Origin of the sequence: Corallococcus sp. CA049B, assembly GCF_003611685.1 — a bacterium.
GTDB classification, from domain to species: Bacteria; Myxococcota; Myxococcia; order Myxococcales; family Myxococcaceae; genus Corallococcus; species Corallococcus coralloides.
Genome location: NZ_RAWC01000172.1, coordinates 1 through 19,718, shown reverse-complemented (window position 1 = coordinate 19,718; position 19,718 = coordinate 1). Strand labels below are relative to the sequence as shown.

Here is a 19,718-nt window from a genome sequence, read left to right as displayed (position 1 = left end):
GCCCGGCTCCCCTCCCCCCGGACGCGGCGGCAAGCCCGGCCAGCGCCCGGAGAAGCACGGGCAGCGCCCCGAGAAGCTCCGGCCGGACCGCACGTCGCCGGAGCTGGGCCCGGACGGCACGCCCCAGGTGATGCTCCTGCGCCGCGGCTCCGACCGCTGGCTCGCGGGTCCGCCGTGGATCTACCGCGCGGACCTCAACGGCGACCCCGGCCTCCAGGGCGGCGAGGTCGTGCGCGTGGTGGACGGCCGCGGCTGGTTCATGGGCAAGGCCTTCTATTCGAAGCAGTCCAAGATTTCGCTGCGCTGGCTCACCAACGACGACGTCGCGGTGGACGCGGACTTCTTCCGCCAGCGCCTCCAGTCCGCGGAGAGCCTGCGCAAGCTCGCGCTGCCCGGCGAGACGACGTACCGCCTGGTGCACGGCGAGGCGGACGGCCTGCCCGGGCTCGTGGTGGACCGCTACGGCGACTACCTGAGCGTGCAGTTCCTGGTCCCCGCCATGGAGCAGCGCAAGGCGCTCATCGCGGACCTGCTGGAGGAGCTGCTCCACCCCAAGGGCATCGTCAACCGCTCCGACGTGAGCGTGCGCCACCTGGAGGGCCTCACGCCGGAGAAGGGACTGTTGCGCGGCACGCTGCCGCCGGGCCCCGTCTCCTTCGACGAGGGGCTGGTGCGCATGCGCGCGGACCTGCTGGAGGGCCAGAAGACGGGCGCGTTCCTGGACCAGCGCGAGAACCACGTGATGGCGGCGCAGTACGCCTTCGGCGAGGCGCTGGACTGCTTCAGCTACGTGGGCGGGTTCGCGCTCCAGCTGGCCACGCGCGCGAAGCACGTCACGGCGGTGGAGATTTCCGACGCCGCCTCCGCGCAGCTGCGCGACAACGCCCAGTCCAACAAGCTCTCCAACCTGGAGGTCGTGACGGCCAACGCGTTCGACTTCCTGCGCGACGCGGTGGACGAGGGCAAGCGCTACGACACCATCGTGATTGATCCGCCCTCCTTCGCGAAGAACAAGGACGCCATCCCGGCGGCGGTGCGCGGCTACAAGGAGCTCAACCTGCGCGCCTTCCAGCTCCTGCGCCCCGGCGGCATCCTGGTGACCGCGAGCTGCACGTACCACGTGGATGAGCAGGCCTTCGAGGAGATGCTCGCCTCCGCGGCGGCGGACGCGAAGCGCCGGGTGCAGATCATCGAGCGCCGCGGCGCCGGCCGCGACCACCCCGTCCTCCTCAACCTGCGCGAGACGCGCTACCTCAAATGTTTCGTCCTGCGCATGCTGTGAGTTAGGGTAGGACCCATCCAAGGGGTCCATCGACTGGACCCCGACGTGCGGGAACGGTTCAGTCATGGCACGCCGGGATTGGGACGACGCAGACGATGAGGCCCCCGCGTCCGGTACGCGGGCGCTGGAGCGCGCCCTCCAGGAGACGCGCACCGTCTACCGCCAGGCGGACGAGGCCTACGCCCCGTATTCGTGCCCCGCGAGCGGTGAGTGCTGCCAGCTGGCCGTCACGAAGCGCCAGCCCTGGCTGTGGCTCCCGGAGTGGGAGCTGCTCAAGCGCAGCAAGCCCCTCCCGCCCCCTCGCGCCGACGGCGCCTGCCCCTACCTGGACGCCGCGGGCCTGCGCTGCACCGTGTACGCGGACCGGCCGTTCGGGTGCCGCACGTTCTTCTGTCAGCGCATCCAGGGCCCCGCCCGGCAGCCGTCGGACGAGGTGTCCAGGCTCCTCCTGCGGTTGGAGCGGATTTCACAGCGCGTGATGCCGTCACTGCGGGGGCCACGTCCCCTCCTGGAATGGTATGCCGGGGTCAGTACCGCCCCGGCCCGGGAGGAACGATGACGTCCATGCTGCAGACGCGGTGGCGGAGCGCCCACCGGAGTTCCCCTGTGTCCGCGCGGTCCAAGCCCGTAGGTGCCCGAGCATGATTCCCCCACGCTGGCTGCTTGCGCCCCAGGAGTTCAAGGGCACCCTGAGCGCGGCCGAGGCCGCGGACGCCATGGCGGAGGGGCTGCGGCAGGCCTCGCTGGACGTGGTGCTGGACGTGGCGCCGCTCGCGGACGGAGGCCCGGGCACGTTGGACGCGCTGCTCGTGGGCATGCCGAAGGGCGAGCGCCGCAGGCTCACCGTGCGCGGCCCCATGGGCACGCCGGTGGACGCCTGCTGGGCGCGGCTGGACGACGGGCGCACCGCGGTGGTGGAGATGGCGCAGGCCTCGGGGCTCGCGCGGGTGCCGCCGGAGCAGCGGGATGCGCGGGCCGCGTGCACATACGGCACGGGGCAGCTCATGCGCGCGGCGCTGGACTCGGGATGCGAGCGGCTCATCGTCGGCCTGGGCGGCAGCGCCACCACGGACGGCGGCAAGGGCGCGCTGGAGGCGCTGGGCTTCCGCTTCCTGGACGCGGACGGAGCGCCGCTGCCGCCGGGGGGCGCGAGCCTCGCCAGGCTTTCGCGCGTGGACGCGAGCGGGAAGCACCCACGCCTGGAGCAGGTGGAGCTGCTCATCGCCACGGACGTGACGACGCCGCTGTTGGGTACGGACGGCTCCGCGCGCCTCTTCGGTCCGCAGAAGGGCGCGGACGCGGCGACGGTGGAGGAGCTGGAGGCGGCGCTGGCCACGTTCTGCCGCATCGTGGACGAGGAGGCCGCGAACCTCCCGGGCGCGGGCGCGGCGGGAGGCCTGGGCTACGGGCTCGCGGCGCTCGGAGGCGGGAAGCTCACGTCCGGGTATGACCTGGTGGCGCGGGCGCTGGGGATGGAGCGGCGCGTGCTGCTCGCGGACCTGGTGCTCACGGGCGAGGGGCGCTTCGACCGGCAGACGTCCATGGGCAAGGGCCCCGTGGCGCTCGCGAGGCTGGCGCGCGCGCAGGGCACGCACGTGGTGCTCTTCGCGGGCGTCGTGCAGCGGGACAACGGGCCGGAGCTGTCCCTCTTCCGCGAGGTGGTGGAGCTGAACGGACAGGCCCGCCCCGGTGCCACCGCCAGGGAGACGCTGCGCGACGCCACCGCGAAGTGGGCGCTCGCGCACCTGGGCCGGTAGCGGCAGCGCGGTCCTACGGAATCGGATCCGTCGTGCGCACCACGCGCATCCCCGCGGCCTTGAAGCCCGCCAGGGCCTCCTTCGCCACGCGAGGGAAGTCCAGCGCCGCGGGCAGCGGCTCCAGCGGAGGCGCGGGCACGGGGCTCATCGCGTCCTCCAGGATGTAGATGTTCCCCAGCTTCGATTTGTCCGTGCGCTCCAGGGACTGCTGCAGGTCGCGCAGCGTGGACAGCACGCAGTGCGAGCTGGCCTGCCCGAAGACGTACACGCGGTCGAATGACAAGAGGTGCTCCATCAGCCGCGCGTTGAACTCGCCCACGCGCTGGCCCTTCACCTCCGTCACCTCCGGCGCCATCACGGAGTAGTTCTCCGTCAGCGGGTGCTCGCCCTTCAATTCGAAGTGCGTGGGCGTGTCCCGCACCAGCGCGTGGAAGAGGCTCGCCTCGTACATCGCGGGAACCAGCGCGTGGCTCTGCCCGCCCAGGAGCGCGTGGTACGGCCAGATGGTCAGCACGTACCGGCCGCTCGCCTCCAGCCCCTCGCAGTACGCCAGGCTCTCCTCCGGATGGCGCGTGGCCCGCCAGCGGCCCTCGCGCACGTCCTTCGCGGTGATGACCGTCATGGGCGCGGGCGGAGCCCCTGACGCGTCCTTCCACCACGCCGGATGGAAGATTTGGAAGACCCGGTGCGTGTCCAGCGAGAAGATGAGCCCCGTCAGCCGGTCCAGGTGCGCGTACAGCCAGCGCAGCGTGCGCTGCGTGTCCTCCACCGCGCCCGGGACGAAGAGGCTCGCGCCCGGCGTGCAGAAGGCCACCTGCGCGTCGATGCCGAACGCCGCGATGCGGAAGCGGTCCTCGCGGGCCGGACGCACGCGGTGCTCGGCGGCGTAGCGCCAGGCCTCCTGGGAGACCTCCGCCACGCGCTCCAGGTAGAGCTGGCCGACACGTGCGTCGTCGTGGAACCGGGGAAGCGGCAGCGGCATGACGTGCTCTCCAGGCCCGTCAGCGCCGCCTTGGCCCATGGCGTCAGCGGCCCTGCGGGAAGTGGCGCCGGGTGAGGGACTCCACCAGCGCCTGCGTGGTGGCAGTGTACCCGATGCGCTGCTCCTCCTGCGTCAGGCCCTCGGTCGCCACCAGTGAGGGTGTGGACGGGGCCGACTCCATCAGCGGGAAGTAGCCCTGGGGCGTCGCCTCCCCCGCCTGCCCCACCAGGCCCAGCGGCCCCGTGCCCGTGCGGCGGCGGAAGAGGACGGGCGTGCCCGGCACGCTCTGCTTGCCCTCCGCCAGCTCGTTGCCGAACTTCATCACCGGCGTCGCGCCCGAGCACGACAGCTTGTAGATGGCCGCCACCCGGTCGCGCGTCAGCGCATGGGACATGGTGCGCGCCACGATGTGGCCACCGTAGCCGTAGAACTGCGTCGTCGGCTCCCAGCCCACCTGCTTGCGCAGCTCCTCGAACTCGCGCGTCATCTGCGCGTCCAGGCCGTCCTCCAGGATGATGACCGGCTTGATGCCCAAATCCCGCGCGCGCGTCACCGCGTACAGGTACTGGAGCTTCTTGTTGCCGGAGTCGAACCGGATGGAGTCCCCACCCTGCGGGTCCTCCGAGATGAGCTTGAACGCCGCGGGGATGCCCGACGTCAGCGTGTCGAAGGTGTCCAGCAGGTAGCTGGAGCGCTGCGGCCGGCGCTCGTGCATCGCGCGGTAGGCCGCGTCGTCGGAGCCGTAGCGCTGCACGTGCTCGTGGCCCATGGTGCCCACGGGGATCATGCCCAGCACGCGCGCGCCCTCCACGTTGCTCGTGCGCTGCACGCCCGCCTCCTGGCACGCGCGCAGGGCCAGCTCGTGCTGCTCCAGACAGGTCGCCGCGCGCAGGCCCACCTCGAAGATGCGCGAGGGGTCCTCCACGACGTCCACCAGCTCCTTCACCTGCGCCCGCACCCGCCGCACGTAGCCTTCCGGATCCACCTGGATGGACACGGCCCGCACGCCCACCTGGTCCAGCGTCTCCAGGGCGATGCGCTTCTCCTCCTCGCACGTCACCGTGGCCAGCGTCCGGGCCAGTGCCTCGCGGTCCTGCAGCGCCTGCGTGGCCACCTGGACGCGGTAGTTGAGCTGCAACAGCATCGGCTCCAGCCACGACACCAGCGCGGAGGGGCCGGTGAGGGTGAGGATGGGCTCGCGCGGCAGGAACAGCGCGCCTCGCGGGATGGCGCGCACGGACAGCTGCGCCTTGCGCAGGATGGCCGCCTTGAAGCCCACGCCCATCTCGTAGTCGTGGCGGGCGAGGAACGCGTAGTCGTCCGGCTGCGGCTCCGGCAGCAGGTTCTTCACCCAGGCCGCCAGGTCCAGCGGCATCACCTGGGGCCCGCCCTTGCGGTGCGAGTAGTAGAACGTCTCCTTCCGCAGGGGCCAGCCGGCCTCCGCCATGCTGAACTTGTAGCCATCCGTGGCGAGCAGGGACTGGGGCATCGGGAGGCGACTCCTTATCGTTGACCCCGAGACTATGCGTGCCCCCCACCCCGTACCTAGGACCAAGGGTTCCGACGGATGCGGGAAACCACGGGTGACCCGTCACCCGTCTTTCCTCCAGCAAGCGTCACATTGGGGAATACGCTGGATGCGACAGGTGCGGTTAAGCTGTCCCGAAACACAACGAGCAAGGTGCCCATGCCCGCAGAGAACGAGACGCAGAAGGTCGAAGCCGTGCTGCGCGAACATGCGATGAGCTACCCCGGCGCCCACGAGGACTTCCCCTGGGGCCACCGGGCGATGAAGGTCAACGACAAGACCTTCCTCTTCATGACCGTCGACGGCGAGAAGCTGAACCTCTCCGCCAAGCTGCCCGACTCCAAGGACGCCGCGCTCACGCTGCCCTTCACCGAGCCCACCGAGTACGGCCTGGGCAAGAGCGGCTGGGTGACCGCCCACTTCGACGAGGCCTCGCAGGTGCCGGTGCCCGTCATCAAGGCGTGGATCGACGAGAGCTACCGCGCCATCGCGCCCAAGAAGCTCGTGGACCAGCTGCCCGCCCGGGGCACCGCCGTCCCCGGCCCCGCCTCGAAGCCGGCGAAGAAGGCCGCCGCGGGCAAGAAGCCCTCCGTGCGCCGGGCCGTGGCCCCGGCGAAGAAGGCCGCGAAGAAGGTCGTGGGCAAGGTGAAGGCCGTGGCCAAGAAGGCCGCCACCCGCGTGAAGGCCGTGGCGAAGAAGGCCACCAAGAAGGTGGCGAAGACGGCCTCCGCCGCCAAGGCCAGGACGGCGCGCAAGGCCGCCGCTCCGGCCCGGGGCAAGCGCGCCGCCACCCCCGCGCCCAAGCGCGCCCGCCGCTCGTAGGCGCGAGCACGCACGGTCCACGCGCGAAAGGAAGGGGGCCCTGCCCTTCCCGCGCGGTGGGACTTGCTGGAAGCGGCTACTTCTTGCCCCGGCCCGTGGGGCCCTTGGCCTTCGCCACGGCCGTCTTGCGGCGAGCGGCCGGCGCGGACTTCTTCGCGGGCTTCGCCTCCGGCGCCACGAAGAGCTTGTCGTAGTCGCGCATGCTGCGGCGGATGACCTCCATGGCCTCCTGCCTGTCGTAGACCTCCGCGATCTCCACGCTGCGCTTTCCCTCACCGGGAATCTGCTTGTAGGTGAGGAAGTAGTGCTTCAGGCGGTCCAGCAGCGGGCGCGGCAGCTGCGCGATGTACTGGAGCTCGCCGTACACGAGGTCCGACTCCAGCACCGCGATGATCTTGTCGTCGGCCTCGTTGCCGTCGACCATCCGGAAGCCGCCCACGGGCACCGCGTGCACCAGCAGGTTGCCGTTGGAGACGACCTTCTCCGTCAGCACGCAGATGTCGATGGGGTCCCCGTCGCCGAGGATGTCCTTGTGGCCGGTGCGCTCCGCGCAGCGCTTCGCCACCTGCTCGCCGCAGTACGTGCGCGGGATGAAGCCGTAGAGCGTGGGGCACTGGCTGCTGAAGCGCTGCGGCCGGTCCAGCATCAGGATGCCGGACTCCTTGTCCATCTCGTACTTCACGGCGTCCGTGGGGACGATCTCGATGTACGCGGTGACGACTTCAGGGGCCTCCGGCCCCGGCGAGATGCCATGCCAGGGGTGGGCCTGCGACGGGGTCTGGGTGCTCTTCTTCATGAAAGGTCTCCCGAGCGCTGGCGCGCCTCGGCGTACAGCCCCGCCACCGCTTCTTCCAGGCGGCGGGTCAGGGTATCCCGGTCAGCCAACGTCAGCCCTTCGGTGGGCACGGGCTTGCCCACCACCAACGCGACCCGCTGCCCCCACTGGATGGCCCGCCCGCCCTTGGGGAGGATGAGCCGCGTGCCGGAGACGGCCATGGGGACGACGGGGACCTGCGCCTGGATGGCCAGCGTGGCGGCGCCCTTCTTGAAGGGCCTCAGCTCTCCATCCGGGCTGCGCGTGCCTTCCGCGTAGAACAGCACGCTGACCCGCTCGCGCAGCGCCGTCACGGCCTCCTGGAGCCGGGCACGGTCATCCGCGCCGCCGGTGCGCTGCACGGGGATGTTGCCCGCGACGCGCATGGCCCGGCCGAACACGGGCACCTTGAAGAGCTCCGCCTTGGCGACGTAGCGCGTGTGCTTGTCGATGTGCGCGAAGTTCACCATCGCGTCGAAGTGCGACTGGTGGTTGCTCACGAAGACGACGTTGCCGTCCTTCGGGATGTTCTCCAGGCCGAAGGCTTCGTGCCGCACGCCCGCGGCCGCCAGCGCCGAGCGCCCCCAGGCCCCCAGCACCTTGTCCGCCGCCGGGTGCTGATCCAACCCGGACAGCAGCGTCACCGTCGCGGACGTCACGCCCGTGAGGCCCACCGTGGCCGTGCCAGCGAACAGCGTCTGGAGCACCTTGAGCATCAGACGAACCCGTGCGCGGGGAACAGGAGGACGTCCTCGATGCGCTGGACCCCGAGCAGCAGCATCAGGATTCGGTCGAGCCCCACGGCGATGCCCGCGGACGGCGGCATGCGTCCCACCGCCTCCAGGAAGCGCTCGTCCAGGGGATACACGGCGCGGCCCAGCTCGCGGCGCAGCTCCTGCTCCTCCACCAGCCGCGCGCGCTGCTCCACCGCGTCCGTCAATTCAGAGAAGCCGTTCGCCAGCTCCAGCCCCTTCGCGTACAGCTCCACCCGCTCCGCCACGCGGCCGTCGCCGGGTTTCAGCCGGGACAGCGCCGCCATGGACGCGGGGTATTCCATCAGGAAGGTGGGCCGCTCGTGGCCCAAGCCCCGCTCCACCCGCTCCAGGAAGAGGTGGAAGAAGACGTCGTCGAAGGACGTGGAGTTCCCGGTGTGCACGCCCACGGCGTCCGCGGCCCGCTTGAGCGACGCGCCGTCCGAGTGCACGTGGATGTCCACGCCCGTGGCGCGAAAGACCGCGTCCCGCACCGTCACGCGCTCGTACGGCGTGCGCGTGAAGAAGGCGGGGTCCGCGCCGGGCTCACTCTCCTTCGCGTCCGCCGCCGCCCGGCCCGCCGCCGCCAGCGCGCCCTCCAGGTCGTCCATGATGGCGTGGTAGTCCGCGTGCGGCCGGTAGAACTCCAGCAGCGTGAACTCCGGGTTGTGCGTCTGGGAGACCTCGCCGTTCCGGAACACCTTGCAGATCTGGAACAGCGGCCCCGCTCCTTCCGCGAGCAGGCGCTTCATCGCGTACTCGGGGCTGGTGTGCAGGTAGAGCGTGCGCGCCTTGCCCAGGTCCGTCTCCGGGACGAAGGGCGTCTCGAAGGCGGAGATGTACGGCTCCATGCCGGGAGTGGGCACGAGCAGCGGCGTCTCCACTTCCAGGTATCCCTGGCTGGCGAAGAACTGTCGCAGGGCGGAGTAGAGGCCCTGGCGTCCTCGGGCCGCTCGCCATGGGTTTACGTTGGGCATCGGCGGGTCGGAAGTAACATGGGCGGCCCATGTCCCCAAGGATTCCGTCCCTCCTCGCCGCCACCCTGTGTTTGCTGAGCGCCTGTCACAAGGCGCCGCCCCCGGTCGCGGTCCCCCCTCCCAGCGAGGAAGAGCTGCTGACTGGCGAGGTGAACGCCCTGTCCGCGGAGTCCGCCCTCCTGCTGGAGGAGCAGCACCGGCTCGTCTGGGACTTCTGGACGGAGGGCAAGGCGGTGGACATCTCCGCCACCTACAGCGGCAAGCAGGCGCTCTTCAGCCTGGAGAACCTGCGGCGCATCGACCGGCTGCGGCACCTGACCAAGGACCCGCGCGAACTGCGCGCCCTCACCGCGCTCCACGGCCACTTCGCCGGTGAGTTCCTGTCGCGCGAGCTGGCCGAGCACAACGACGCGTCCGCCAACCTGGAGGCGTCCCTCAAGCTGAACGTGGACGGGCGCGAGGTGCGCTACCACGACCTGGAGCGGCTGCTCGCCAACGAGAAGAGCGCCCTCAGGCGCAGGGCGCTCTACGCGGCCGCCACGCCCGCGCTCACCCGCCTCAACCAGACGCTCCAGCGCCGCGAGACGCGCACCCGCGAGCTGGTGCGGCAGATGGGCTTCGAGTCCTACGAGGCCTTCGGCAGCGAGCTGCGGCAGGCGGACCTGGAGCGGCTGGCGCAGCTGGCGGAAGACGTGCTCCAGGCCACGCAGGAGCCGTACCGGCTGGTGATGGAGCGGCTCGCCCAGCGCGAGCTGGGGCTGCCCTTCGCGCAGATCACCCGCGCGGACATCCCGCGCCTGTTCCGCTCGCGCGAGGTGGAGGACGCGTTCCCCAAGGGCGAGTCGCTGGCGAAGGCGCAGGCCACGGTGGCGGGGATGGGCATCGACCTGAGCGCGCTGCCCAACGTGAAGGTGGACGCGCGCGACCTGCCGCGGAAGAACCCGCGCCCGCTGGCCCTGGCGGTGAAGGTGCCGTCCGACGTGCGGCTGTCCTTCAAGCCGGGCACGGGCGTGCTGCACCAGGGCCGCGTGCTGCATGAAGTGGGGCACCTCCTGCACATGGCCTTCACGCAGGAGGCCCGCTTCGAATTGGCGCGGCTGGGCAACCCCACCGTGGGCGAGGCGTACTCCGCGCTCTTCGAGGACCTGCTGGAGGACCCGGTGTGGCTGGAGGAGAACGCGGGCGTGCTGGGAGATGCGGACAAGCGCGCCCAGTACCTGGCGGCCTCCAGCGCGCACAAGCTGTACCTCATCCGCCACGCCGCGGGCCGGCTGCTCTACCAGCTGGAGCTGCACCGCCGCACGGACGTGGATCCGCGCGAGCTCTACCGAGCCCTGATGGCGCGCACGGGCGCCATGCCCATGACGGCGGACGACGTGGAGCGCTACCTCGTGGACCAGGAGGACTTCTACCAGTCCGCCGACAGCTTCCGGGCGTGGTTCCTGGCCGGGCAGCTCCAGGGGCAGCTGAAGGCGCGCTTCGGCCCGGCGTGGTGGCACGCGCCGGAGGCGGGCGCGTTCCTCAAGGAGCTCTGGGCCCGCGGCAGCGCGCCCTCCGCGCGCGAGCTGACGCAGGCGATTGGGGAGAACGGCCTCGCGCCGGACGTGCTGCTCTTGCGGCTGAGCACCACGCTCCAGGTGCCCATGAAGCTGGACCTGCGCCGGCTGGACGACACGCCCGCGCCGACGCCCGCGGCCCCGGCGAAGACGCCGGCCTCGACGGTGCCCCAGATGCCCCGGGCCGACGCCACGCCGCTGGCATCGTAGGCCCCTTCCCGTCTCCACGCGTTGCACGTAGGGTCCCAAGCCATGGTGTCCGTGAAACAGCTCCGTCCCTTCGCGGGCGCCTCGCTGGAGTCCTTCCGGTCCGCGTCCGGCGCTATCGCCCTCATCCAGCAGCCCGTGGACGCCGCCTTCAAGGCCGTGGTGGCCCCGGGCATGGTGGGCATGCGCACGGTGGGGATGGCGCACCGCTCGCGCATGGAGGAGCGGCTGCTCGCGATGCTGCGCGACTTCGACAACCTGGAGGTGCACTTCCTCCAGCCGAACCAGGACGGCGAGGAGTTCACCGTGGGCCGCACCGACGCGTGCGACCTCGTGGTGCCGGACCCCTCCGTCTCCCAGCACCACGCCACCCTGCGCTGGAACGCGGGCGCCGGGGACTTCTCCGTGCGCGACGCCCAGTCCATGAACGGCACCTTCATCAACGGCGCCCCCCTGGGCTTCAAGGCCCAGGTGATGCTCCACGACGGCGCCACGCTGGCCTTCGGCGACGTGCAGTTCCTCTACCTGCGCGCGGAGACCCTGCACGAACAGCTGCGCCTCGCCGTGCCGGGCACGCCCGCCCCCTGAAGAAGCGCGAAGGCCCCGCCTCCCCAGCTGGGAGACAGGGCCCTCATGTCAGCGCGGACAGCGGCGGGACTACAGCAGCTTCATCAGCTCCGCGCGCTTGGCGGCGTACTCCTCGTCGGAGAGCACGCCCGCGTCCTTCAGCTCCTTGATCTCCTTGAGCCGCTGCGCCGGGCTGCGCGTGTCCGCGGGAGGGGCCGCCTGAGCGGGCTCCGCGGGGCGCTGCTGCTGCTGGTTCTGCTGGTTGGCGAACATCTGCGCCATGCCGAACCCCATGCCCATGCCCATGCCCTGCATGGCGCCGTCGGAGCCGCCACCGCCCTTGGCCATGCCCTCGGACGCGCCGAGCATCGCCTGGCCCTGCGCGTACTGCTGGAAGCCGCCCGCCAGCCGCGAGTACGCGACGTCCTTGGACAGCTTCTTCAGCGTGACTTCGTCCTCGGGCTTGATGCTGACGACGAAGTTGCCCATGCGGACGATGGTGAGGCCGTAGGAGTCCACGTGCGGCTTGAGGCCGGCGAGGATCTCCTGCTCCATCTCCTCCACGTAGGCGCCGCTCGTCACGTCCAGCAGCGGCCACTTCTTCTTCACCAGCAGCTCGGCGGTGCGGTCGCGCGTCACCTTGAGCACCTGGCCCTTGAACCAGCCCAGGAACTCCTCGTTGGAGGCGCGGCCCATGCCGACCAGGCCCACCACCAGCTTCTCCGGCTCCGTCACGCGGATGGAGAAGTCGCCGTACACCATGGTGCCGATGCCCAGGCCCGTCTCCGGGTCGCGCACGTCGCCAATGGGGCCGCCGAACTTCACGCCCGTGTGCTCACGGTTGGAGACGAAGAAGATCTCCGCCATGAACATGTTGCCGCCGGTGAAGCCCTCCAGCAGGCGCGACAGGAACGGGATGTTGTTGGTGTCCAGCGTGTGGCGGCCGGGCCCCAGCTTCCCCTCCACCTTGCCGTCCTTGACGAACAGCGCCACCTCATCCGCGTCCACGGTGAGCTGCGTCTTCATCCGGACGTTCTTCTCCGGATACTTGTAGACGATCTCACCCTTCGCGCTGTCCGCGCGGGCGATGAAGTTCCGCTGCGCCTCGCCCTTGATGCTGTCGAAGATCCCCATGTCTGTTTCAGCGCCTCCGTGGCCGCGTGTAACCCCAACCCCTAAATGCGGGGCCGCCGGCGCGAAAGCGCCACCGCGCTTCCCCCGGCATCCTGCCCTGGAACATAACAGCTTCACGGGCGCCTGCCCGTCCGGCCGGCTCCCTGGCAGTCCACTCTCCAACCCGCCAGTGACTCAACCCCAGCGGCTGACCAGACGTTCCCGGTCCAGGAACCGGATGCTGGCCGCCAGCAGGATGAAGTCCAGCACCAGCACCACCGCGCCCTGGATGGCGTAGTAGCCCACGCCCGCCTTGAGCACCCCGGCCACCTGGCCACCCACCAGCCCCACCAGCGGCAGCACCACCAGCGCGGACAGCTGCTGCGCCATGCGCGCCTCGCTCACCCGGGCGGAGATGAGCACCGCGACGCCGTTGCCGAAGAATGCGAACAGCGGCGCGAGCACGAACACGCCGAAGCCCCACAGCGCGTTGGGCATCAGCGGCGCGCCCACCAGCGGCCACGCCACCCAGTCCACGCCCACGCAGAACAGCGCGAAGGCGGCCCAGGTCAGCACCACCGCGGGCACCAGCGCGGCCAGGCACTTGCCCGCCACCAGCTCCGCCGCGGACACGGGCGACGCGAGCAGCGGCTCCAGCGTGCGGCGCTCCTTCTCCCCCGCCACGCTCTGGGACGCGATGAGGATGGGGATGAAGACGGGCATCACCAGGAACATGCCGAACCAGTCGGTGAGCGACTTGTCGATGAGGAAGCGCGCCGCGCTCGCGCCCAAAGGCAGCGTGGGGTCGTAGAAGAGCGCGACCGTGCGCAGGTCCGCGTGGTCCGGCTGCCGCACGTACGTCCACACCACGCCGATGGGCACCGTCACCATCACCATGGGCAGCACCGCCATGGACACGAGCAGGCCCACGTTCTTGCGCAGGTCCAGCGAGTCCTTCCAGAACACCGCCAACGCGCGTCGCGGCCGGAAGGCCATGCTCACGTCCCCTCTTCCCGCAGCAGGTCCAGGTACACCTCTTCCAACGGCCGCTGCGCGGGCACCACGCTGTGCACGCGAGCCCCCGCGCCCACCAGGCACGCCACCACGTCCGGCGCCCGCGCCTCATCCGCCAGCATCACCCGCAGGCGCCCGCCCTCCACCAGCACGTTGGGCCGGAAGGGCAGCGCCGCCAGCGCGGGGACGAAGGCCTCCGCATGGCCGTCCACGCGCACGTCCAGCGACTGGCCCGCGCGGCGCATCTCGCGCACCGGGCCCAGTGCCAGCAGGCGGCGGCGCACCACGGCCACGCGCTCGCACAGCCGCTCCACCTCCGCCAGGTTGTGTGAACACAGGACGATGGTGCGCCCCTCGGAGGCCAGCTCCGCCACCGCGTCGCGCACGGTGCGCGCGGACTCCGGGTCCAGGCCGCTGGTGGGCTCATCCAGGAAGATGACGCGCGGGTCGTGCACCAGCGTGCGCACGATGGCCAGCTTCTGGCGCATGCCCTTGCTGAAGCCGCCGCACGGGTCGTCCTCGCGGCCGCCCAGCCCGAAGCGCTCCAGGTAGTGCTTCGCCCGGGGCCACGCGACGGACTCGTCCAGCTCATGCAGCTTCATGAAGAAGCGCAGGTTCTCCCGCGCGGTGAGCCGGTCGTAGAGCCCGGGCTGTTCGGTGAGCAGCCCCACCACCTTGCGCAGCGACTCGCCGTCGTGCGTGACGGAGTGGCCCCACACCTCCGCGTCGCCGCTGGAGGGCCTGAGCAGCCCCGTCAGCATGCGCACCGTCGTCGTCTTGCCCGCGCCGTTGGGGCCCAGCAGGCCGAACACCTCGCCGGGCCGCACGTCGAAGGTGAGGTCCTCCACGGCGGTGCGCTCGCCGAAGCGCTTCGCCAGTCCGCGGACGCGCAGTCCTCCCCTCGCGAGGGGCTCCGCGAGGGGGGGCGGGACGAGGATGCTCACTCGATGGTCACCAGGACGAACTTGTTGTTGATGTCGCGGTCGATGAGGGTGACGGTCTTGTCGGAGCCCACCGCGTTGCGCAGCAGGTTCACGCGGTTGTGCTCCACCAGCGCCCACTCGCGGCCGGGCCGCGCCGCGTACTGGCGCATGCGCGTGTTGGCGTCGTTGGCGCGGAACTGCTCCACCGTGTTGCGCGAGTAGAACGTCTCCCCGCGCCAGTTCATCATGTACGCGGCGATGGGCTCGCCCGCCTTGCGCTGGTTGTAGTAGCGCCAGAACAGGTCGCGCTGCGTCCAGTGGTGGGACAGGTCCACCCAGTGGCCCCAGTTGAACCAGAGCGCGAACGCCGCGGCCAGCCCCCAGAAGGTGCTGAACAAGAGCACGCGCGAGCGCTGCAGCGCGGCCACCGCCGCCAGCACGCCGGCCACGCCGAACGCGAAGCCCATGCCCACCTTCACGTTGATGGTGCCGGACAGGGCCTTGAACAGCGCGTCCGACGTGGGCGGCCCCTTGAAGCCGCGCACCGCGAGCGCCACGCCCACCAGCGCCAGGCCGAAGCCCACCGCCTGGAGCACCGTGCGCCCCGGCGCCTCCTCCGGCCGCGACGCCTGCCAGAAGAGGAAGCCCGCGAGCGCCACCAGCGCCACGCCCCACAGCCCCATCGCGGACACCTGCCCCTGCGAAGCGACCGCGGCCAGCGTGGCCCCGCCCGTGAGCAGGAGGCCCAGCGCCACCGCGCGCGCCGCGGCCGGGCGCTCCAGCTTCGCCTTGGAGGAGAACGCGTCGAAGGCCAGGTACACGCCGAAGGCCAGGAGCACCAGCGTCACCAGGTCGCCCATCCACAGCGGGCGCGAGGAGAAGAACGCGATGGGCTTGGTGACCAGGTCCTGCGGATAGGGCCGGTCGTAGTTGTAGACGAACAGGTCGGTGAAGTCCTTGGGGTTCTCCGCCAGGTCCTTGCCCACCAGGAGGAAGAGGATCAGGCCGAAGATGAGGCTCACGGCGTGCTCGGAGATGCCGTCCCGCCACAGCCGGTCCACGAACAGCGCGATGAGGATGGCCAGGCCCGGCAGCACCGGGAACACGTAGTGGTGGAACTTCGTCGCGCTGGAGGCCAGCAGGTAGAACGCGAACGCCACCCACAGCACGGCGATGAGCGCCAGGTGGTCCGCCTTGTCCCGCGAGCGCAGCTTGAGGCGCGACACGACCGCGAACGCGCCGGGCAGCAGCGCCACCCACGGGAAGATGGCGAAGCCGCCCTGTTCGATGAAGTAGGTGAACGACCCGCCCGGCGTGGTGGTGTGCACGCCCGCGGTGAGGCGGTTCAGGTGGTCGTGGATGAAGAAGCGGTACCAGAACAGCTTGCCCTCGTCGTCCACGCCGTTGAAGAGCACGAGCGTCAGGTACCAGGGCACCGCCACCGCCGCGAACACCAGGATGCCCGTGCCCAGCTTCATCCGGTACATCTGCGCCCACAGCACGGGCATGGCCCGCGTGCCCGCGCGCACCTGGGCGCGGACCTCGCCGCTGGCGAGCCAGCGCAGGTGCGCCTCCAGGCTCTCGCGGCTCCACGGGATGACGCCGGCAATCGCGTACAGCACCAGGATGACCGCGGGCAGGCCCACGCCCAGCAGGCCCTTGGCCAGCGTGGCCAGGCCCGCGAAGACATAGAACGCGTACCACCAGCCGACGCGGTGCTTCGTGGTGTCGTCCAACTGCCCGATGATGGCGCACGCCATGGCGCACACGAAGGTGGTGACGAAGGGCGTGTCGGTGACGGTCTGCCGGGTGAGCAGGAAGTACAGCGGCATGGTGGCCAGCACGAAGCCCGTGGCAAGGCCCGCGCGCATGTTCACCACCCGCGCCACCGCCAGCGACAGGAGCGCCACGGCGGTGATGCTCAGGAGCGCGAAGGGCATGCGCATGCCCCACTCCGTGTAGAGCCCCATGGCTCCGTCGCCGCGGAGCGCGCCGACGAGGTTCATCCCCAGCGCCTGCATCCACATGGTGAGCGGCGGCTTGGAGAAGAACCACGCGTTCTCCCAGAAGGGATAGACGTAGTCGCCGCGCTGGATCATCTCCCGGCCCACTTCGCCGTAGTGCGTCTCCCAGGGGTCCCACAGGCCGACCGCGCCCAGGTAGGGCACGAAGAGCAGCGCCGCGAAGCCCGCGGTCGCCAGGACCACGCGCGCGCTGAAGGAGAGGGCCAGCCACCGCCGCCCCCATGAAGACGTCAGGGTGTCATCCCCCAGGATGGCCTGGGCGAAGGTGGATTCCCCCTGCGAGTTCTTTTCGCCGTCGCTTGCCACGCGCGCGTGCTCCTTCGTCGTCCGGGACGGGCCCCCGTGAACCCCATGGGGCCGGGGGGCTTATATCCCCCCCACCCCCGCCGGTCGACCGACCTGGAAGGGGGTGCGTCGTTCTCGCGCCAGCGCACGCGCTTCCGCGTGCACAGGGGCTGTGCAGGCGCCTGCACAGCCGCACGGGCAAGTCCGCGAAAGGCCGTCCTCCAGACAGGGGCACGGGCCTTGTAAGGGCCCCCCATCACGAAGCCTGACCGCGTGGCCGGAACGCGGAGGGCCGCTCAATCTCGACGAGGAGCAGTGATGCTGGTTTCAGCGGTGACCCTGGGATGTGCCCTCGTGCTGGGGCAGGTGGAGGTGCCGGAAGCTCCAGAGGCTCCGGTCGAAGCTCCGGTCGAAGCTCCGGTGGAGCCCACGCCGGCCGCGCCGCCGGAGCCGGAGCCGTGGGACTTCCAGATGGCCGTTCCGGACGCGTCGTCTCCCCAGCAGCCCTACGCCGGGCAGGCGCGCTGCATCGCCCTGCCGCCCACGCCGGCCGTGCCCTCCGGGGCGTGGCGCGCCCGCTGCGACGACGTGAAGAAGGAGTGCCTGGTGTCGCCCGCCCATGAGCTGGACGTGGAGGGCCATGAGAAGGACCAGCCCCTGCAGCGGGTGGACTGGTGCGTGCCGAATCTGATGCCCACGGAGACGGTGCGCCAGTACCGCCTGGTGCCCGCCATCGCGGAGGCGCCGCCGGGCTGGTACCGCGACGAGCGCGGGCGGGTGCTCCAGTACAACTTCGACCTGCACCGGCGCGTCTACGTGGGCGGGGCCTGGGCGCCGCGCTGGCTGCGCGAGACGGACCGCCTGGACAAACGCGTGCGGGTGGACTTCGGCGTGGATTTGGAGTGGCCGGGAGACTCGGACCGGCTGCACCGGATGACGCTGCTGGACACGGAGCTGTACCTGGGGGACGCGCCCTCCTACGAGGCCACGCTCCTGCGCTACGACTTCCGCAGCCAGAATGACGCGCCGCTCTTCCGGGTGACGACCTTCTACGGCCACCCCCGGCGCTTCGACATCTACGCCAACCTGGGCTTCTGGATGGAGCTGCTCCACGGCGAACAGGTGCGCCGCGAGGACGTGCACGCGGACTTCCTCTCCGTGGCCGCCACGCAGGTGACGCTGGACCTGTGGCACTCGAGCGACCTGGTGTCCTACGTGCGAGTGCGGACCGGGCCCGCGTTGGAGCGCGACCAGACGAACGGCTTCTTCACGCTCGTCCCCGCGGCGGCGCTGGAGGGGGACTTCACGCTGGACCGGGACGGCTTCCACCACGTGCGCTTCGGCGCGGAGGCCCAGAAGGTGCTCCTCGCGGAGGCCGTGGAGGGCCGGCCCCTGCGTCCGGAGCGGCTGCGGCTGCGCGCGGGCTATGAGTTCATCGCCCTGGCCATCAACGACCAGCCCGTGAGCGTGACGCTGGACGGGCGCGGGACGTGGCGCGACGACGTGGCGAACGCGCCCGCCGGCTGGGAGTGGTCCGCGCAGGCGGGCCTGCGCTTCTCCATGTGGGCCCCGGCCAGGAGGTCCGCGCCGGCGGCCTCTCCCGGAAAGGGCTAGGTCCGGGATGGTGGCGCTCGCGCTGGCATTGCTCCTGGGCACCGCGCCCGGCCTGTCCTGTGAGGGCCAGACGGCGGCCGGGGAGACGTTCCCCACCTGCTTCGACCCCGGCACCGGCTGGGTGCTGGGCACCGCGCTGCGCGTGCAGGACGGCGCGGAGGAGCTCGCCGTGCGCACGGGGTTCCTCGTCCGCGCGGTGCGCTCGAGCGGCAGCAAGGCGGACTCGCTGTGGATTGATTCGCACCGGCTGCTCATGACGGAGGCGTGGGGCGGCGAGCAGAGGGGGCTGAGCTTCACCGCGTACGACGGACTGCTGCGCAGGCACGTGGAGGAAGGTTCCCTGCTCGTTTCCATCGGCCGGCCCCGGCGCATCCCCTTCCCGTTCGACGTGGCCCTCGCCCTGCGCGCGGCGCACCTGGAGCGGCGCGTCCGGGAGGGCCCGGGCTGGACGCTGGAGACGGGCCGCGTGGGGCTGCTGCTGGATCCGCTCCGCACGAACACGGAGTGGGGCTGGCTGGCCGTGGGCCCCGCCGCGAGCCACGCGCTGCGACACGCACCGGAGGGCACCCGGAACGAGGTGTCCCCCTTCACGTCCCTGCTGCTCGACGCGGGCTGGGAGACGCGGGATGGCAGATGGGCCCTGCGTGCGACGGGGCTCGCGGGCTGGAGCTTCGACTTCGACGGCGGCGCTCACTTCCGGGCAAGGGGCGAGCTCGCGCTGGAGCACGTGCTCCTCGCGGTCAACGACGCGCCGGTGTTCGCGCGGCTCACTGCCACGGGCGTGCGCAACGACGCGGGCCTCTTCCGGCGCGACGAGGGGATGCTGGCCGCGGGGCTCGCGGTGCGCCCGTTCGGCGGGCGCTGAGCTCCCGCGTCACCGCCGCTGGGGAGCCGGCCCCGGCGCCTCGACCGCCGCCTTCAAGGCGCCCTCGGCCGCGCGCAGGCGCGCATCCCGGGGGTCCACGCGACGGGCCTCTTCCAGACGCAGCAGGGCTCCGGCCGTATCCCCCTGCGCCAGCGCGCAGCGCACGCCGGCCTCCAGCGCTCCCGTGTCGGACGGGCCATACACCCGGGCCTCCGCCGCCGAGTGACAGCCCGCCTCCACCTGTCCAGATTCGAAGTACGCGCGGGCCAGGTCCACGCGCGTGTCCACCTGCGTCGGCGCCAGCCGCACGGCCGACGCCAGGGGCTCCACCGCGTCCGCCGGCAGCCCCCACCGCCGCAGCGCATGCCCCAGCTCCCGCAGCGGCCCCGCCACGCCCGGCACCAGCAACGCCCGGGCCCTCGCGACCCGCAGGCTCGCGGGCTCCTCGAAGCGCACGTCCGCGGTCATCCGCTCCATCACCCGCGCGTACGCCGGGTAGGCCTGGGGCCAGGTGAAGACGAGCCGGTACACCCACTCTCCTCGCGGCACGAACCACGCCACCAGGTGCGTCCGCCCCCCCACTCCATCCAGCTCCGCGCGGATCCGCTGCGCGGAGCTGGATGGAGTGGGGGGGCG

The 19,718-nt window shown here is 71.3% G+C and carries 18 protein-coding genes; 8 read left to right on the top strand and 10 right to left on the bottom strand.

The annotated features are described in order from the left end of the window. From D7W82_RS28990 to D7W82_RS28980, 3 genes are all read left to right on the top strand, one after another. Positions 1-1,282 (top strand): class I SAM-dependent rRNA methyltransferase (locus tag D7W82_RS28990; RefSeq protein ID WP_370451084.1); only part of this gene is annotated, 1,282 nt, incomplete at its 5' end. A 64-nt stretch (positions 1,283-1,346) separates the two neighbouring features. After that, positions 1,347-1,841 carry a YkgJ family cysteine cluster protein gene (locus D7W82_RS28985; RefSeq protein ID WP_120621443.1) on the top strand — a complete coding sequence of 165 codons (495 nt, stop codon included), beginning with the start codon at positions 1,347-1,349 and terminating at the stop codon, positions 1,839-1,841. Positions 1,842-1,923: 82 nt separating this feature from the next. Beyond that, the gene (locus D7W82_RS28980) at positions 1,924-3,039 is read left to right on the top strand and encodes a glycerate kinase (protein ID WP_120621442.1); all 1,116 of its coding nucleotides are present in this window, start codon (positions 1,924-1,926) and stop codon (positions 3,037-3,039) included. Between the two features lie 13 nt (positions 3,040-3,052). Here the strand turns inward: D7W82_RS28980 and D7W82_RS28975 are convergent, their stop codons facing one another. Beyond that, positions 3,053-4,021, bottom strand: coding sequence for a nicotinamidase (locus tag D7W82_RS28975; protein ID WP_120621441.1), 969 nt, complete (start codon positions 4,019-4,021; stop codon positions 3,053-3,055). A gap of 43 nt (positions 4,022-4,064) precedes the next feature. Then, entirely contained in the window at positions 4,065-5,510 is a 1,446-nt protein-coding gene (locus D7W82_RS28970) for a nicotinate phosphoribosyltransferase (protein ID WP_120621440.1), read from the bottom strand. Between the two features lie 198 nt (positions 5,511-5,708). On the opposite strand from D7W82_RS28970, the gene D7W82_RS28965 reads away from it, so the two are divergent. Further along, positions 5,709-6,371 carry an MmcQ/YjbR family DNA-binding protein gene (locus tag D7W82_RS28965; RefSeq protein ID WP_120621439.1) on the top strand — a complete coding sequence of 221 codons (663 nt, stop codon included), beginning with the start codon at positions 5,709-5,711 and terminating at the stop codon, positions 6,369-6,371. A 76-nt stretch (positions 6,372-6,447) separates the two neighbouring features. On the opposite strand, the gene D7W82_RS28960 is transcribed toward D7W82_RS28965, so the two are convergent. The 3 genes from D7W82_RS28960 to epmA are packed head-to-tail and all read right to left on the bottom strand — an operon-like array spanning position 6,448 to position 8,914. Next, the gene (locus tag D7W82_RS28960) at positions 6,448-7,167 is read right to left on the bottom strand and encodes an inorganic pyrophosphatase (protein WP_120621438.1); all 720 of its coding nucleotides are present in this window, start codon (positions 7,165-7,167) and stop codon (positions 6,448-6,450) included. Continuing rightward, on the bottom strand, positions 7,164-7,901 hold the full coding sequence (locus tag D7W82_RS28955) for a 1-acyl-sn-glycerol-3-phosphate acyltransferase (protein ID WP_233587997.1): 738 nt from the start codon (positions 7,899-7,901) through the stop codon (positions 7,164-7,166). The genes D7W82_RS28960 and D7W82_RS28955 overlap by 4 nt, the downstream gene beginning before the upstream one ends. Further along, positions 7,901-8,914, bottom strand: a complete 1,014-nt coding sequence (gene epmA / locus D7W82_RS28950) for an EF-P lysine aminoacylase EpmA (protein ID WP_120621436.1) — start codon at positions 8,912-8,914, stop codon at positions 7,901-7,903. The genes D7W82_RS28955 and epmA overlap by 1 nt, the downstream gene beginning before the upstream one ends. 29 nt (positions 8,915-8,943) lie before the next feature. On the opposite strand from epmA, the gene D7W82_RS28945 reads away from it, so the two are divergent. Further along, positions 8,944-10,680, top strand: a complete 1,737-nt coding sequence (locus tag D7W82_RS28945; protein ID WP_120621435.1) for a chromosome segregation protein SMC — start codon at positions 8,944-8,946, stop codon at positions 10,678-10,680. Positions 10,681-10,722: 42 nt separating this feature from the next. Beyond that, complete coding sequence (locus D7W82_RS28940) at positions 10,723-11,265, top strand: FHA domain-containing protein (protein WP_120621434.1); 543 nt, start codon at positions 10,723-10,725, stop codon at positions 11,263-11,265. A 69-nt stretch (positions 11,266-11,334) separates the two neighbouring features. On the opposite strand, the gene D7W82_RS28935 is transcribed toward D7W82_RS28940, so the two are convergent. The 4 genes from D7W82_RS28935 to D7W82_RS28920 all read right to left on the bottom strand — a co-directional run bounded on the left by D7W82_RS28935 (position 11,335) and on the right by D7W82_RS28920 (position 16,624). After that, entirely contained in the window at positions 11,335-12,378 is a 1,044-nt protein-coding gene (locus D7W82_RS28935; protein WP_120621433.1) for an SPFH domain-containing protein, read from the bottom strand. Positions 12,379-12,552: 174 nt separating this feature from the next. Beyond that, complete coding sequence (locus D7W82_RS28930) at positions 12,553-13,353, bottom strand: ABC transporter permease subunit (RefSeq protein WP_120621432.1); 801 nt, start codon at positions 13,351-13,353, stop codon at positions 12,553-12,555. A 2-nt stretch (positions 13,354-13,355) separates the two neighbouring features. Further along, the gene (locus tag D7W82_RS28925) at positions 13,356-14,315 is read right to left on the bottom strand and encodes an ABC transporter ATP-binding protein (RefSeq protein WP_120621431.1); all 960 of its coding nucleotides are present in this window, start codon (positions 14,313-14,315) and stop codon (positions 13,356-13,358) included. Beyond that, entirely contained in the window at positions 14,312-16,624 is a 2,313-nt protein-coding gene (locus tag D7W82_RS28920) for a glycosyltransferase family 39 protein (RefSeq protein WP_120621430.1), read from the bottom strand. Before D7W82_RS28920 ends, D7W82_RS28925 begins: the two co-directional genes overlap by 4 nt. Before the next feature lie 297 nt (positions 16,625-16,921). Between D7W82_RS28920 and D7W82_RS28915 the strand changes: the two genes are divergently transcribed. Together D7W82_RS28915 and D7W82_RS28910 are read left to right on the top strand one after the other, a co-directional pair. Beyond that, the gene (locus D7W82_RS28915) at positions 16,922-18,217 is read left to right on the top strand and encodes a hypothetical protein (protein WP_120621429.1); all 1,296 of its coding nucleotides are present in this window, start codon (positions 16,922-16,924) and stop codon (positions 18,215-18,217) included. Between the two features lie 7 nt (positions 18,218-18,224). Continuing rightward, positions 18,225-19,082 carry a hypothetical protein gene (locus D7W82_RS28910; protein ID WP_120621428.1) on the top strand — a complete coding sequence of 286 codons (858 nt, stop codon included), beginning with the start codon at positions 18,225-18,227 and terminating at the stop codon, positions 19,080-19,082. 9 nt (positions 19,083-19,091) lie between these two features. Here D7W82_RS28910 and D7W82_RS28905 read toward each other — a convergent pair. Then, positions 19,092-19,718: tetratricopeptide repeat protein (locus D7W82_RS28905; RefSeq protein WP_370451083.1), on the bottom strand; the 627-nt coding region annotated here is incomplete at its 5' end.

What these genes read in the sequence shown, in the direction of transcription:
- D7W82_RS28985 (WP_120621443.1), top strand. Translation starts at nt 1,347, where the DNA reads ATGGCACGCCGGGATTGGGACGACGCAGACGATGAGGCCCCCGCGTCC.
- D7W82_RS28980 (WP_120621442.1), top strand. Translation starts at nt 1,924, where the DNA reads ATGATTCCCCCACGCTGGCTGCTTGCGCCCCAGGAGTTCAAGGGCACC.
- D7W82_RS28975 (WP_120621441.1), bottom strand. Translation starts at nt 4,021, where the DNA reads ATGCCGCTGCCGCTTCCCCGGTTCCACGACGACGCACGTGTCGGCCAG.
- D7W82_RS28970 (WP_120621440.1), bottom strand. Translation starts at nt 5,510, where the DNA reads ATGCCCCAGTCCCTGCTCGCCACGGATGGCTACAAGTTCAGCATGGCG.
- D7W82_RS28965 (WP_120621439.1), top strand. Translation starts at nt 5,709, where the DNA reads ATGCCCGCAGAGAACGAGACGCAGAAGGTCGAAGCCGTGCTGCGCGAA.
- D7W82_RS28960 (WP_120621438.1), bottom strand. Translation starts at nt 7,167, where the DNA reads ATGAAGAAGAGCACCCAGACCCCGTCGCAGGCCCACCCCTGGCATGGC.
- D7W82_RS28955 (WP_233587997.1), bottom strand. Translation starts at nt 7,901, where the DNA reads ATGCTCAAGGTGCTCCAGACGCTGTTCGCTGGCACGGCCACGGTGGGC.
- epmA (WP_120621436.1), bottom strand. Translation starts at nt 8,914, where the DNA reads ATGCCCAACGTAAACCCATGGCGAGCGGCCCGAGGACGCCAGGGCCTC.
- D7W82_RS28945 (WP_120621435.1), top strand. Translation starts at nt 8,944, where the DNA reads ATGTCCCCAAGGATTCCGTCCCTCCTCGCCGCCACCCTGTGTTTGCTG.
- D7W82_RS28940 (WP_120621434.1), top strand. Translation starts at nt 10,723, where the DNA reads ATGGTGTCCGTGAAACAGCTCCGTCCCTTCGCGGGCGCCTCGCTGGAG.
- D7W82_RS28935 (WP_120621433.1), bottom strand. Translation starts at nt 12,378, where the DNA reads ATGGGGATCTTCGACAGCATCAAGGGCGAGGCGCAGCGGAACTTCATC.
- D7W82_RS28930 (WP_120621432.1), bottom strand. Translation starts at nt 13,353, where the DNA reads ATGGCCTTCCGGCCGCGACGCGCGTTGGCGGTGTTCTGGAAGGACTCG.
- D7W82_RS28915 (WP_120621429.1), top strand. Translation starts at nt 16,922, where the DNA reads ATGCTGGTTTCAGCGGTGACCCTGGGATGTGCCCTCGTGCTGGGGCAG.
- D7W82_RS28910 (WP_120621428.1), top strand. Translation starts at nt 18,225, where the DNA reads ATGGTGGCGCTCGCGCTGGCATTGCTCCTGGGCACCGCGCCCGGCCTG.